Source organism: Bacillus sp. 22-7, assembly GCF_010628845.1.
GTDB lineage: Bacteria > Bacillota > Bacilli > Bacillales > Cytobacillaceae > Cytobacillus > Cytobacillus firmus_B.
On sequence record NZ_NJQY01000012.1, the window covers coordinates 99,616 to 113,590 of the forward strand.

Sequence of the window (13,975 nt, forward strand, 5' to 3'; positions counted from 1 at the left end):
ATGAAGAAAAAATGGTTGGCTGGTTTAGGTATGACGACAATGTTAGTGGGGTCCCTTCTTGCCGGGTGCAGCGGGTCAGATGAAACGAACTCGGAAGGCTCTGGAGGATCTGAAGGAGAAAAGGTTGAAGTAACGCTTGCGGGATGGGGCGGCAATCCATCTGAGCAAAAACTGCTGAAACAGACAATTGCCAACTTCGAAGAGAAATTTCCAAACATTGATGTTAAGCATGAAGTGATTTCAGAGCAGTATATGGATGTCCTAAAAACTCGCCTGATTGGCGGAGAAGGTCCGGATGTATTCTATTTGGATGCACTTGAAGCGCCGGCATTGATCGAAACGGGTGTCGTCGAGCCTTTAGACGAGTATGTCACAGAGGACTTTGATACTGAGGATTTTGAGAAGCCGATGCTTGAAGCTTTCCAGGTGGATGGGAAGACATACGGTTTTCCAAAGGATTACTCTACTCTAGCTCTTTTCTATAATAAAAAAATGTTTGAACAAGCAGGTGTAGAAGTCCCAAAAACATGGGATGAGCTGCGCGAAGTGTCCAAAGCCCTTACAAAGGAAGGTGTATACGGATTTGGTGTTGCGCCTGAGCTTGCCCGGCTTTATCATATTGCCCAGGCTTCCGGCGGCGATGTGGTGAAGGAAGATAAAGCGAATTTCGCTTCTCCGGAGATAGTGGAAGCACTAAAGCCAATCGTTGATCAGCATCTTGAAGACAAAACCTCTGCCCAGGCATCAGAAGTAGGCGCAAACTGGGGCGGAGAAATGTTCGGCCAGCAGAAAGCGGCAATGGTCATTGAGGGTAACTGGGCGATTCCATTCTTAGAGGATACTTTCCCTGATGTGGAGTACGGTACAGCTGAACTTCCTGCTGTTAATGGCGAAAAGGGGACCATGGCTTATACGGTTGGTTATGTCATGAATGCAGCATCTGAGAAGAAGGAAGCTTCATGGAAGCTGATATCCTACCTGACTGGCAAAGAAGGTATGGAAACATGGACTTCTAAAGGTTTCGCCCTTCCTACACGCAAATCGGTTGCAGAAAAATTAGGCTATGATGAGGATCCATTAAGAGGTGCACTTGTAGCAGGAGCTCCTTATGCCACTGTCTGGCAGGAAGGGGCGAACCTTCCGATTATCATGAATAACTTTAATAACCAATTTATTGCTGCATTCCTTGGGGATCGTCCGCTATCTGACGCATTGAAGGACGCACAGGAGCAAGCAAATAGTGAAATTCAATAAGGCGGATGTACCTGGCACATTTACGGTGTCAGGTACATTCATAATGTGATGCTGCAGTCTTTTTTTTGAGGCCAGAGCCGTACCGGCCTTTAAGGAAAGTATTATCCAAACAGATAGAAGGTAGGAATACTCATGAACAAACGATCTTCTAAGAAAAAATTAAGAGATGCCGGTCAAGGATATTTGTTTATGTTTCCGACACTGCTTGTTTTAGCAATATTTATTATTGGGCCTATTCTTTATGCTATTTTCCTATCATTTAATAAGGTTCAGCTTCTTGGCCAAACGAGTTTTGAATTTGTGGCATTTGAAAATTTCGCCAGGATTATGGAAGACAACAGAGCCCTTATTGCGTTAAAGAATACCGCGAAATATGTGCTGATTGTGGTTCCATGCCAGACAGCTTTAGCACTTATATTGGCAGCAACACTGAATGCCGGTTTAAAAGGGGAGAAGTTCTTTCGCATTGTTTACTTTTTACCGACCTTAACATCCTCTGCCGTTTTAACGTTAATTTTCATGTGGATGTATAACAAAGAAGGATTGATCAACAACCTTCTGGAAATGATCGGACTTCCTGCGTATAACTTTTTAGGCGACCCTGATATCGCATTAAATGCGATCATGCTAATGAATATTTGGGCGACGGCGCCATTCTTTATGGTTATTTATCTCGCAGCTCTTCAGGATATTCCGGATTCCTTATATGAAGCAGCTGAGCTTGATGGGGCCAATGCCCTTCAGAAATTTTTCTATGTAACGGTTCCTTTCCTGCGGCCGGTTACCTCGTTTGTTGTCATCATGGGGATAATTGGAACATTCCAGCTGTTTGATCAATCGTATATCTTCTCCGGCGGGTCTGGCGGACCAAACAATTCAACCCTGACTGTCGTTCTATTAATCTATCAATATGCATTTAAGTCACTCGGAACGATGGGATATGCGGCTGCACTGGCATTTGCACTGGCTATTATTATTCTGGTTGCAACGCTGATCCAGCGTAAATTTTCGAAGGAAGAATCACTTTATTAAGGGGGAACAGACATGAGTTCCAGGAAAAAATCATTCAGCAAGCGTCTTCTTTACGTCATTCTTGTTCTATACGCTGTCACCACACTTGTTCCGTTCTTATGGGCCCTGTCATCCTCATTTAAGACATTAGAAGAAATTATTAGCGGGACCATGAACTTTATTCCGAAAAACTTCACTCTGGCAAACTATCAGCAAATCTTTGTGGAACAGGACCTTTTTCCAAGATGGCTATTAAATTCTCTTATTATCGCCGTAATTGGGACGTTGCTAAATATCATTTTTAACTCAATGGCAGGCTATGCTCTTGCAAGACTTGCGTTTCCCGGAAAAAAGGCCCTGTTTATCATTATTCTGGCCGTCTTAATGATACCGGCACAAGTCACCATGATTCCAAACTATTTAATCCTTAAGGAATTAGGCTGGTTGAACTCTTATCAGGGAATGATCGTTCCGGCGATGATTAACGCCACCTTTATCTTTATGATGAGACAATTCTTTATCAATTTCCCAAAAGAATTGGAGGAAGCTGCACAGCTTGATGGGCTCAGCCGCTTGGGGATCTTTTTCAAGGTAGTGCTGCCTCTGGCCAAACCTGCTCTGGCTGCCCAGGCAATCTTTGTCTTTATGGGCTTCTGGAATGACTTCATGAGACCGCTGATCGTCATGACAGATACAGAAATGTACACTCTTCCATTAGGGCTGAATACGTTTAAAGGCCAATTTGTCAGCTACTGGAACTACATTATGGCAGCTTCCATGGTCTTTACGCTTCCAGTCCTGCTGCTATATGCATTCTTTAATCGCTACTTTATTAAAGGAATTTCGTTTACGGGCGGGAAGTAATAAAGGGCTTCGGGCAGGGGCTATCTTTTGAAGGTGTCACTTGGGAAATATGGTAAAAAACTTAAGAGCTAAATCTTTATCAGATATACAAACAATCAGCCCAGCTGTTTATACAGCTGGGTATTTTCATGCTTAAAGCAGTTTTCTAGATAACATATTTGTTATAAAAATTCAAAAATATGAATTTTAATATTTAAAAGTTTACTTTGAATTTTCTAATAACATGTGTATAATACATTTAAGGTAATGAAACGGAAAATGTCCGAAATAACATTCAACAAGGGGGATCTTTATGGACAGCAGCTTTTTAAAGGAAATAACTCCCCAGCTGATCAAATGGCGGCGCACTTTGCATGCACTGCCTGAACTGGGGTTCATGGAGTACATCACTACATACCGGATCGGAAAAGAACTGGAAAAGATGGGTTTCAAACTTTATATAGGGAAAGACGCGCTTGAAGAGAATTCCCGTATGGGGCTTCCTGCACAATCCGATCTGGAGGCACAAGAGAAAAAGGCAAGGGAATGGGGAGTTGAAGAATCCTGGCTCGATCAAATGCGCGGCGGCAATACCGGGCTTGTGGCAGTCTGGGATACTGGCAGAACAGGAGACCATGTTGGTTTCCGCTTTGATATTGACGCCCTGCCGATAAACGAATCTGCAGATCCTGCCCATCGTCCAGCTCAATACGACTTTATCTCAAAAGAAGAGAATGTGATGCATTCGTGCGGACATGACGGACATACCGCCATCGGCCTTGGGGTTGCTCAGTATATCGCTTCCCATAGTGACCAGCTTAAGGGCCGCTTTACCCTTTTATTTCAGCCGGCAGAAGAAGGTGGACGAGGTGCTAGGGCGATGACAGACAAAGGCTGGCTTGATGATGTTGATTATTTTTATTCAGGCCACATTGGCATTAAGTCCCTGCCCGTTGGAACAATCGCAGCCACAACGCCAGGATTTCTGGCTTCAACCAAATACAATGCATATTTTAAAGGAGTTTCCTCACATGCCGGCATCAATCCCGAACTCGGGAAAAATGCTTTATTGGCAGCGACGACAGCTGCTAACAACCTTTACGGCATTCCGCGCCACCATGATGGGGTCACCAGGGTGAATGTTGGGAAGCTGGCCGCAGGAAGCGGCAGGAACATCATCCCGGGAGACAGCTATATGGAAATTGAGGTACGTGGTGAGACTCCGGAAATTGCACAATATATGGCTGAAAAAGCGACCCGGATTCTTCAGGCGGCAGCAGATATGCACGATGTGTCCTGCACACTCGAAGCAGTCGGAGTTACGGAAGTGGTTGTCTGTGATGAAGAGCTGATCCCGAAAATTACCGAATGGTGTGCATCAAGCGAGCTTGTGAAGGAGGTGCTGCCATCTGTCCCTGTCTCCGGATCGGAAGATGTCAGCTTTATGATGAACAGGGTCCAGAAGCATGGCGGCAAAGCTACGTTTATGCTGTTTGGGACGAAGCTTGACTATCCTCACCACCATCCTCAATTCGATTTTGACGAAGATGCTTTACTGGTTGCGGTCGATGCTTATATTCATATCTTAAATGGCGGTTCGGCCATTTAGAATTAAGGGAGGAAATCATGAACTTTACAAAAGCCTTTTTGGCAGAAAATAAAGAGACATTTGAAAAAATAAGCGAGTATATCTATCACCATCCTGAAACTAGATTTGAAGAGTATGCATCAGCAGAATTTCTGGCATCCCAATGTGAAAAAGCAGGCTTTCAGGTTGAACGGAATGCTGGAAATATTGAAACCGCTTTTGTAGCTTCTTACGGAAGCGGAGCTCCTGTTATTGGCTTTCTTGGTGAATTCGATGCTCTGTCCGGATTGGGGCAGGTGCCAAATAAAACTTCGTATGAGCCAACCGAGCTGAATGTCGGTCATGGCTGCGGCCATAACCTCCTGGGGACCGGCGCCTTTGCGGCAGCCTGTGCAGCAAAAAAATATTTAGAAGAAAACAATCTGCCTGGGACTGTTAAGTTTTTTGGCTGTCCAGGCGAAGAGGGCGGCTCCGGAAAAACCTTCATGGTCCGCGAAGGAGTATTTGAAGGGGTGGACGCAGCCTTAACATGGCATCCATCTCCGGCCAACAGCATCATGAGCTTATCGAGTCTCGCAAACTATCAGGTTTATTTCAGATTTAAAGGCTTATCCTCACATGCGGCGAACTCGCCTCATCTTGGGCGAAGTGCCCTCGATGCGGTTGAGCTCATGAACGTAGGTGTGAATTACCTTCGCGAGCATGTCGTGCCGGAAGCCAGAATGCATTACGCCATCACCAACACAGGGGGCATCTCGCCGAATGTCGTACAGGCAGACGCCGAGGTCCTTTATCTGATCCGTGCGCCAAAGGTTCAGCAGGTGGACGAAATCTATAAACGGGTATGCAAAATCGCGGAAGGCGCAGCTCTAATGACAGAAACAGAGCTTACCATTGAGTTTGACAAGGCCTGCTCCAATTATATTCCAAACCGCAGCCTTGAAAACATTCTCTATCAAAGCCTTCAGGAAGCCGGAATTGAACAACCCGATGAAGAAGAAAAGGTCTTTGCCGAAAAGCTTTGGACAACCCTATCAGATGGTGAAAAAGAAAGCTATTTAGATATTTTACGAGGGTTTGGCTATGTGGGGGATGGCAGTGAATTTGAGGGGAAATACCTGGCTGAAACCATCTCAGCCTATGAACCTTCCAAAGAAGTCCTTGCCGGCTCTACCGATGTCTCAGATGTAAGCTGGGTTGTTCCAACCGCGCAGCTGACAGCCTCAACATCAGCACTGGGAACACCGCTGCATACCTGGCAGATGACCACTCAAGGCATCAGCACCTATGCGCACAAAGGGATGCTCCGGGCAGCAGAAGCTATGGCATTAACCGGTGTAAAACTGCTGACCGACCAGGAAAAATTGGAAGCTGTTAAACAGGAATTCAAAGAGTTTAAGGAAGCTAATCCTTACACATGTCCAATTCCGAAAGAGGTTAAGCCTTCTGCTTTAAAGTAGAAGGGGACGAGTGAGTCTGAGCTGGAGCAACTTCGGACAGAGAAAGCAGAAATGCGGGGTTTTGAGTCGGAACCCGGAGCAACTTCGGACAGAGAAAGCAGAAATGCGGGGTTTAGAGTCGGAACCCGGAGCAACTTCGGACAGAGAAAGCAGAAATAAAGGGTTTAGAGTCGGAACCCGGAGCAACTTCGGACAGAGAAAGCAGAAATGCGGGTTTTGAGTCGGAACCCGGAGCAACTTCGGACAGAGAAAGCAGAAATGCGGGGTTTAGAGTCGGAACCCGGAGCAACTTCGGACAGAGAAAGCAGAAATACGGTGCTTTGAGTCCGAACCCGGAGCAACTTCGGACAGAGAAAGCGGAAATACGAGCTCTTGAGTCCGAACCTGGAGCAACTTCGGACAGAGAAAGCAGAAATACGGGGTTTAGAGTCGGAACCCGGAGCAACTTCGGACAGAGAAAGCAGAAATGCGGGGTTTAGAGTCCGAACCCGGAGCAAATTCGGACAGAGAAAGCAGAAATTCGAGCTCTTAAGTCCGAACCCGGATCAACTTCGGACAGAGAAAGCAGAAATACGGGGGTTAGAGTCCGAACCCGGATTACCTAGAATCCCTTCGAACAAAAGGTCATAAACCCGAGGGGTGAATCTCAATCCGGCGAGCTTGCCAAAAAGCGAAAACAAGCATACACATTGAAAAACAACGAGGCTTAATTCATAAGTAATAAATTCCAAAAACAGAAAAGCGAGGGGAGTATATGAAAACAGAGAAACAAGGAAAGAAAGTGGTAACAGAAAATAAGAAACCAGGGATTGCCCAGCGATTCCTCAATGGGGTCGAAAAGGTAGGAAACAAGCTCCCGGATCCATTTATATTATTTGCCGGGCTCGCAGTGTTAGTTATTATTGTTTCAGCTATATTTAGTGCCTTTGGTGCTACTGTTGTCCACCCTGGCTCGGGAGAGGAACTGGAAGTTAAGAACCTGGCATCTGGAGAAGGCCTGAATTTTATCCTGACATCCATGCTTGATAACTTCACCGGGTTCGCACCTCTTGGCCTGGTTCTGTCCATGATGCTCGGGATTGGTCTTGCCGAGAAAGTCGGCATGCTGGATTATGCCATTAAGAAAACAATTTTAAAATCACCGCCGGCATTAATCACGTACACTGTTGTGTTTGTCGGGATCATGGGGAATATCGCATCCGATGCTGCGATGGTTCTGGTGCCGCCGCTTGCCGCAATGGTCTTCTACAAAATCGGCCGTAACCCGATTGCCGGTTTGGCAGCAGGGTATGCATCAGCCGGAGCCGGCTTTACAGCAAACCTGCTGATTGCTGGAACAGATGCACTATTGGCAGGGATTTCAACAGAAGCTGCCAAGATTATTGATGAGAATATGGTCGTTACACCAATTGATAACTGGTATTTTAATATTGTTTCCGTATTTGTTTTAACCATTGTCGGTGGACTTGTCACAACTAAGTTCATTGAACCGCGCCTTGGAGAATACAAAGGCGAAGAGGTTAAAGAAGCGATTAAGGAAGATCCACCTAATGCAGGTAAGGCTTTGCGAAATGCAGCGATTGCCGGATTCGCCTATATTGCCCTAATTGCGGGAGCGATCCTTATACCAAATAGCCCGTTAACCAATGAAGATGGCGGACTTGTTCCATCTCCATTCCTGGATGGCATTATTCCAATCATTCTCTTCTTCTTCATTATTATCGGTACTGTATATGGAGTAACAGTCGGCAACATTAAGAGCAGTAAAGATGTGGCTAATTTCATGGCAGAGGCTATGAAGGACTTAGCATCCTATATTGTCTTAATCTTCGCAATCGCTCAATTTATCGCGTACTTCAGCTGGTCTAATATCGCAACATGGGTAGCGGTTAATGGAGCAGAGTTCCTGAAAGACGTGGAGTTCACCGGAATCGGATTGATTATTGGCTACATCATTTTTACAGCTTCCCTGAACTTCCTGATCACTTCAGGTTCAGCGAAGTGGGCGCTTGAAGCACCAGTCTTCGTTCCAATGTTTATGCAGCTTGGCTATCACCCTGCATTTACGCAAGTGGCTTACCGTGTAGCAGATTCATCTACGAATATCGTGACACCGATGATGCCATATATGGTTATCGCCCTGTCGTTTATGCAGAAGTATGACAAAAAAGCGGGAATTGGAACATTCATTTCATTAATGATTCCGTACTCGATTACGTTCCTGATCACGTGGATCATTATGCTTTTAGTATTCGTCTTCTTTGGAATCCCGTTTGGTCCGGGAATCGGTCCTTATCTATAAGAACAGGATGTGGTTAAAAAGTGAGTAATCTTGAAAATCAATTAAAAGAGTGGCGCCGTGATTTTCACCGTTATCCAGAGGGAGGCTTCCTGGAAATGCGGACAGCCTCCATTGTCGCATCGATCCTGGATGAACTTGGCTTCGGGCTGGAAATGGGCAGGCAGGTAATGGCTGCTGATTATTTTATGGGTAAGCCAAATCAAGAGGAAACAGCCGCACATTATCAATGGGCTCTCGAAAATGGGGCGAAAAAAGATTATATTGAACCCTTCAAAGATGGATACACAGGCATTGTCGCGACTATGGATACGAAAAAGGAAGGGCCAACCATCGCCTTCCGTGTGGATATGGATGCATTGCCGATCCATGAATCAGAGGCAGACAGCCATTTTCCGCAAAAAGAAGGATTCAGGTCTGCAGTTCCAAACACCATGCATGCCTGCGGACATGATGCCCATACAACCATCGGGCTTGGCCTGGCAAGCTTGATTGCTGAAAACAAAGACAGCCTTAAGGGGAAAATCAAACTGATTTTTCAGCCTGCAGAAGAAGGCACCCGCGGGGCTCGTTCAATGGCCGAAGCCGTAGTTATCGATGATGTGGATTATTTAATTGCCTCACATGTCGGCACAGGAGTTCCAGATGGACATTTTGTGGCATCAAAAAACGGATTTCTGGCAACGTCAAAACTTGATGTAACGTTTAAAGGAGTTTCTTCCCATGCAGGCGGAAATCCGGAAGAGGGGAAAAACGCCCTGCTGGCAGCCGCTTCTGTCGCTCTGAATATTTACGCTATTCCGCGTCATTCAGAAGGGGCAACCCGCATCAACGTGGGTGAATTGCATGCAGGCTCAGGCCGCAATATTATCGCAGATAAAGCGGTGCTGAAAATTGAAACACGCGGGGAAACGACAAAAATTAACGAATATGTCAAAGCACAGGCCGAAGCAGTTATTGCAGGATCAGCCCAAATGTATGGAGTAGAATACGAGATTCATACTGTAGGCGAGGCCATTAGTGCTCATGGTTCAAAAGAGCTGGCATCCGTCCTGCATGCCTGTGCACAAGAAGCTTCCTATATAAAAGAAAGCATCCTCGAAGACAATTCACCTGCAGGCTCTGAGGACGCAACCTTCTTCATGGAGCGTGTTCAGCAAAATGGAGGACAGGCCACCTACTGCATTTTCGGCACAGAACTGGCGGCAGGCCATCATAACGAGAAGTTCGATATTAATGAAGGCACGATGAAGAATGCCGTCCAGCTGCTGTTTGAATCTATAAAAAAATTAAATTAAGGAATAGATGAGGCAGAGCAATCTGCCTCATTTTAGATCAGGGAGGAGTGTTGAGAATGAAAGAATGGCTGGATAAGCATCTGAAAGCGTTAAATTTAACAGACAGCATGAACCAGGCAGAAGGGTTCTGCCGGTTAGGCTACACGGAAGAAGAATGGCGGGCCATTGATGTATTTGTTTCCATTGCTGAGGATATCGGTTTGAAGGTTCGAAGAGATGAAGCGGGGAATGCGATTGCCCGCTGGGAAGCTGAAGATTCATTACCGGCTGTTGCCGTAGGTTCTCATGTGGATACCGTAAAGGGCGGAGGAGGCTATGATGGAGTTGCCGGTGTCCTTTGCGGTCTGGCTGCCGTAAAGAAATTGAAAGAAGAAGGGTTCCAGCCTGCTTCCTCAATTGAAGTCATTTGTTTTGCATCTGAGGAATCATCCCGTTTTGGCGTATCAACCATTGGCAGCAAGGCAATGAGCGGCCTTCTTAATAAGAATGATGTGGAAGGTGTAACGGATGAGGATGGCATCACCATCCGCCAGGCAGTCGAGGACATGGGACTGTCATGGGATGCAATTGAAGAGGCTGAACGGCCGGAGTCAGCTTTAAAAAGTTTTATCGAGCTTCACATTGAGCAGGGAACCAGAGTGGAAGATGCCGGTGCAGACTTTGGAGCAGTAACGGCAGTTGCCTGTCCAATCCGCTTAAAGGTAATCGTCGATGGACAGATGGGGCACACAGGAACGACCCCGATGGGCAAAAGAAAGGATGCCTTTGTTGCGGCGGCACCTCTCGTTCCATTTATATCAGAGACAGCTCTTGCTTTATCGAATTCCAGTGCGGTGCCAATTGTGGCAACAGCAAGCACCTTTGAACTAAAGCCGAACGCCATGAATGTAATTCCCGGAACGGTTGAGCTTGGAATTGATATCCGCAGTGTGGATGATTCACTGAAAAAAGAAATGGAGAAGCGTATCCGTGAAAAATGTCATCAGCTTTCGGAATCTTTTGGTGTTACAATAGAAGTAAAAACGCTTGTTCATAATCCATCCGTTCAGCTTGATGAGGCAGTGATGCGAAAATTGCAGCAATCAGGTGAAGCGTTGGGATACAAAGCCTTGGTGCTTGAAAGCGGCGCAGGCCATGATGTGATGAACATGGCGGCCAAATGGCCTTCAGGGCTTTTATTCATTCCCTGCAAAAATGGCCTCAGTCATCATCCTGAGGAGTTTGCCTCTATTGAAGATCTGGAAATGGGAACAAAGATTATCGCACAATATTTAAAAACTGAAACTAGCATATAAAGAAGAAGCAGGTGGAAAAGAATGAAAATTCGCGTTGGGGTAGTGGGACCGGGAGACTCCGTTGGACACATTCTTGCCTTGTCGCGTGAATACAGCGAGCTTGAGATGATTCCATACATTTATAAGGAAACAAAAGAAACGGAAAAGATAATCAGGGAACATAAAACGGAAATCGATTTATGGTTTTTCTCCGGACAGGCCCCTTATTTTTACGCGCGTTCAAAAGGGCTGATCGGGGAAGAAAATGCCCATTATCCCCCTCTATATGGCTCCAGCCTGCTGGGAACACTCCTTGAAGCGCATCTCAGGGAAGGCGGATTTCAGCAGGCAAGCTTGGACACCATTCAGGAGTCCGAGCTTGATATACTTAAGAATACATATTTTTTAGGAGATTTGAACATCCACACATTTTCTTACAATGAATACGAACCGGCAGAGGAAATCATCCATTTTCATAAGGAGCTTTATGAGAAAGGAAAAACGGAGGTCGCATTGACATGTGTCCAGGAGGTTCATGACCGGCTGAGGGAGCAGGGAATCCCATGCTACCGGGTGGTTCCGTCACCTGTCGCGATCAAACTTGTGCTCCGCTACTTAAGGGAAAGAGGCCAATCCAACTGGTATAAACGCTCCCAGATAGCGATTATGGGAATGGAAGTCGTTCACTCTCCAAGCTCACTCGAAGAGCAGCATTTTACCTATGAAATGAAGCGGCATGAGCTGGAAATCAAGCAGGTCATGCTTGACTATGCCGAAAAAGTGCAAGGCTCCTTTGTGCAGATCGGGGATGGTCTATTCTTTATTTATACAACCCGGGGCGAGATGGATATGCACTTTCAGGAAGCGTCCATGTACTCTCTTATAGAAGAAGCGAAAATCCACAGCAAGCTGAAGGTCAGAATCGGTGTGGGGTACGGGCTGACAGCTTATGATGCAGAGCAGAATGTGAGGCTCGCCCTCCAATATGCGCGTGACCAGAAAGCTTCTCCTGTGATTAGTGTCGATGAAAACAAGGAAATTAAGGAACACCTTTCCGAAAGCGGCGAAGAGGCAATTTCCTACCAGCAGCGCATCTGGGGAGAGGAATGGGAAGAACGCTTTAAAGGCGCCAAAATCAATCCGGCAATCGTATCCAAAATCGAATACCTTTCAAGGCACTATCAAAAAAAGATTGTCACTGCACAGGAAGTCTCAAGGTGGCTGAAGAACACCGAACGCAACTCAAGAAGGATTATGGCGGAGCTCGAGCGGCTGGGGCTTGCCAAAGTGACGGGTGAAGAACAGCCCGGACAGCGCGGGCGGCCGCGGAAGGTTTATGAGTTGAAGTTTTGAAAAACTGGAGCTTAATATGTTTGAACAAAAGTTTCATCAAACATTTCAAAAAGCCTGGCTGATTATTCAGCTGGGTTTTTTGGTTTGTTTAACTTTTCAAACCGGGAGAAGAAAATCAGTTTTTACAGATATGTACGATGGAAAAATGTTCAAGACTATTGATCTAAATAAGAAAACGAGCTATAAAAGTCCTAATTTCCCGAAAATTCGACTTTTATGTTAGTTAGTTAACGCAGAAATGTGATATAGTTAAATTAGTAACAGGTCATAATAGTTAGCTATAAAATAGCGATGGAGGTCTACACTTGTTAACAAATCATCTCGATTTTCGTCTGGAGCCGAAGGTAAGGGAATTGTATGAGGAGCACAAAAAGCGGGCTGAAAAAATAGATTGGGGCTATCACGAATTTCTTCCATGGGATAAAGCGCAGGATTTCCGGCGTGTACCATGGGATGAAAGCCAGGTGACGCTTCCGGAGTCCGTCATTACGGCTGTGGAGACAGCTCTATTGACAGAAGTAAATCTCCCATGGTTTACATCATATTTAGACCAGACCTTTAAAGGGTCATTGAGTGTTATTAAGGAATTTGTGCATACCTGGACAGCGGAAGAGGATCAGCACTCCAATCTGCTTGAAACCTATCTCTTAATCACGCGTAATGTCCATCCGGGCAGGCTTCACCAGCTGCATAAGCAGACAGTGGAAAACGGCTGGAATCCTGATTTCCATACCCCATTTGAAACAATGGTCTATACCTCCATGCAGGAGCTGGCCACCATGGTGTTCTACTATAATGTAGCGAAGGTAGCGGGTCCACATGATAAGGATTTGTCCACCTTGCTGAGGCGTTTGGCTAAGGATGAGACCCTGCATTATACATTTTACAGGGATGTTATAAAACATCACCTGCAATTAGAACCTAACTATTGCTACTACCTCGCGAACGTCATCATGAACTTTAAAATGCCGGGTGCTGTCATGCCGGACTTTGAAAACCGGATGGCTATCATTGCAAAAGAAGCCAACTACGGCCCGCTGGAATACTTTGATCAGGTTCTCGATGTCATTATAGACTATTGGGAAATTGAAAAGCTTCGGCCGATCGCACCTGAAGCAGAGAAAGCAAGACTTGATATCCTAAACTATCATGCCCGCCTCAAAAAGGTTCGGGATCGATTTTACAGCAAGAAATAATTTATAGAACCGGCGTTGCTGGTTCTATTTTTTGTTGGAAAAAAACCGAATTGTGAACGCTGCAAATAGAATCGTGAACTTGCAAATAGAGTATTTGATTCTGCAAATAGAATCGCAAACTTGCAAATAGAGTTTTTCATTCTGCAAATAGGATTGCCAACTTGCAAATAGGTTCTTCATTCTGCAAATAGAATCGCAAACTTGCAAATAGGGTTCTCATTCTGCAAATAGAATCGCAAACTTGCAAATAGAGTTCTTCATTCTGCAAATAGAATCGCAAACTTGCAAATAGAGTATTTGATTCTGCAAATAGAATCGCAAACTTGCAAATAGAGTTTTTCATTCTGCAAATAGAATCGCAAACTTGCAAATAGAGTTTTTCATTCTGCAAATAGAATT

At 45.4% G+C, this 13,975-nt stretch carries 10 protein-coding genes; all 10 read left to right on the forward strand.

Translation table 11 applies throughout. The features are described from left to right. The 10 genes from CE058_RS10545 (at position 1) to CE058_RS10590 (ending at position 13,576) form a co-directional block, all read left to right on the forward strand. Entirely contained in the window at positions 1–1,254 is a 1,254-nt protein-coding gene (locus tag CE058_RS10545) for an ABC transporter substrate-binding protein (RefSeq protein WP_163142426.1), read from the forward strand. Between the two features lie 132 nt (positions 1,255–1,386). Then, on the forward strand, positions 1,387–2,286 hold the full coding sequence (locus CE058_RS10550; RefSeq protein ID WP_163142429.1) for a carbohydrate ABC transporter permease: 900 nt from the start codon (positions 1,387–1,389) through the stop codon (positions 2,284–2,286). A gap of 12 nt (positions 2,287–2,298) precedes the next feature. Next, positions 2,299–3,129 (forward strand): carbohydrate ABC transporter permease, encoded by an 831-nt coding sequence (locus tag CE058_RS10555; protein WP_163142432.1) that lies wholly within the window; start codon positions 2,299–2,301, stop codon positions 3,127–3,129. A gap of 292 nt (positions 3,130–3,421) precedes the next feature. Then, positions 3,422–4,717 (forward strand): amidohydrolase, encoded by a 1,296-nt coding sequence (locus CE058_RS10560; RefSeq protein ID WP_163142435.1) that lies wholly within the window; start codon positions 3,422–3,424, stop codon positions 4,715–4,717. A gap of 17 nt (positions 4,718–4,734) precedes the next feature. Continuing rightward, the gene (locus tag CE058_RS10565) at positions 4,735–6,156 is read left to right on the forward strand and encodes a M20 family metallopeptidase (RefSeq protein ID WP_163142437.1); all 1,422 of its coding nucleotides are present in this window, start codon (positions 4,735–4,737) and stop codon (positions 6,154–6,156) included. Positions 6,157–6,910: 754 nt separating this feature from the next. Further along, on the forward strand, positions 6,911–8,458 hold the full coding sequence (locus CE058_RS10570; protein WP_163142440.1) for an AbgT family transporter: 1,548 nt from the start codon (positions 6,911–6,913) through the stop codon (positions 8,456–8,458). 20 nt (positions 8,459–8,478) lie between these two features. Beyond that, on the forward strand, positions 8,479–9,753 hold the full coding sequence (locus tag CE058_RS10575; protein ID WP_163142443.1) for a M20 family metallo-hydrolase: 1,275 nt from the start codon (positions 8,479–8,481) through the stop codon (positions 9,751–9,753). Positions 9,754–9,809: 56 nt separating this feature from the next. Beyond that, positions 9,810–11,048, forward strand: a complete 1,239-nt coding sequence (locus CE058_RS10580; RefSeq protein ID WP_163142446.1) for a M20 family metallo-hydrolase — start codon at positions 9,810–9,812, stop codon at positions 11,046–11,048. A gap of 21 nt (positions 11,049–11,069) precedes the next feature. Beyond that, complete coding sequence (locus CE058_RS10585) at positions 11,070–12,380, forward strand: helix-turn-helix domain-containing protein (RefSeq protein WP_163142449.1); 1,311 nt, start codon at positions 11,070–11,072, stop codon at positions 12,378–12,380. Between the two features lie 305 nt (positions 12,381–12,685). Then, entirely contained in the window at positions 12,686–13,576 is an 891-nt protein-coding gene (locus CE058_RS10590; protein ID WP_048009178.1) for an acyl-ACP desaturase, read from the forward strand. The last annotated feature ends 399 nt before the right edge of the window (positions 13,577–13,975 follow it).

Excerpts from the sequence above, each read along its gene's own strand:
- CE058_RS10545 (WP_163142426.1), top strand. The coding sequence starts at position 1 with ATGAAGAAAAAATGGTTGGCTGGTTTAGGTATGACGACAATGTTAGTG.
- CE058_RS10550 (WP_163142429.1), top strand. The coding sequence starts at position 1,387 with ATGAACAAACGATCTTCTAAGAAAAAATTAAGAGATGCCGGTCAAGGA.
- CE058_RS10555 (WP_163142432.1), top strand. The coding sequence starts at position 2,299 with ATGAGTTCCAGGAAAAAATCATTCAGCAAGCGTCTTCTTTACGTCATT.
- CE058_RS10560 (WP_163142435.1), top strand. The coding sequence starts at position 3,422 with ATGGACAGCAGCTTTTTAAAGGAAATAACTCCCCAGCTGATCAAATGG.
- CE058_RS10565 (WP_163142437.1), top strand. The coding sequence starts at position 4,735 with ATGAACTTTACAAAAGCCTTTTTGGCAGAAAATAAAGAGACATTTGAA.
- CE058_RS10570 (WP_163142440.1), top strand. The coding sequence starts at position 6,911 with ATGAAAACAGAGAAACAAGGAAAGAAAGTGGTAACAGAAAATAAGAAA.
- CE058_RS10580 (WP_163142446.1), top strand. The coding sequence starts at position 9,810 with ATGAAAGAATGGCTGGATAAGCATCTGAAAGCGTTAAATTTAACAGAC.
- CE058_RS10585 (WP_163142449.1), top strand. The coding sequence starts at position 11,070 with ATGAAAATTCGCGTTGGGGTAGTGGGACCGGGAGACTCCGTTGGACAC.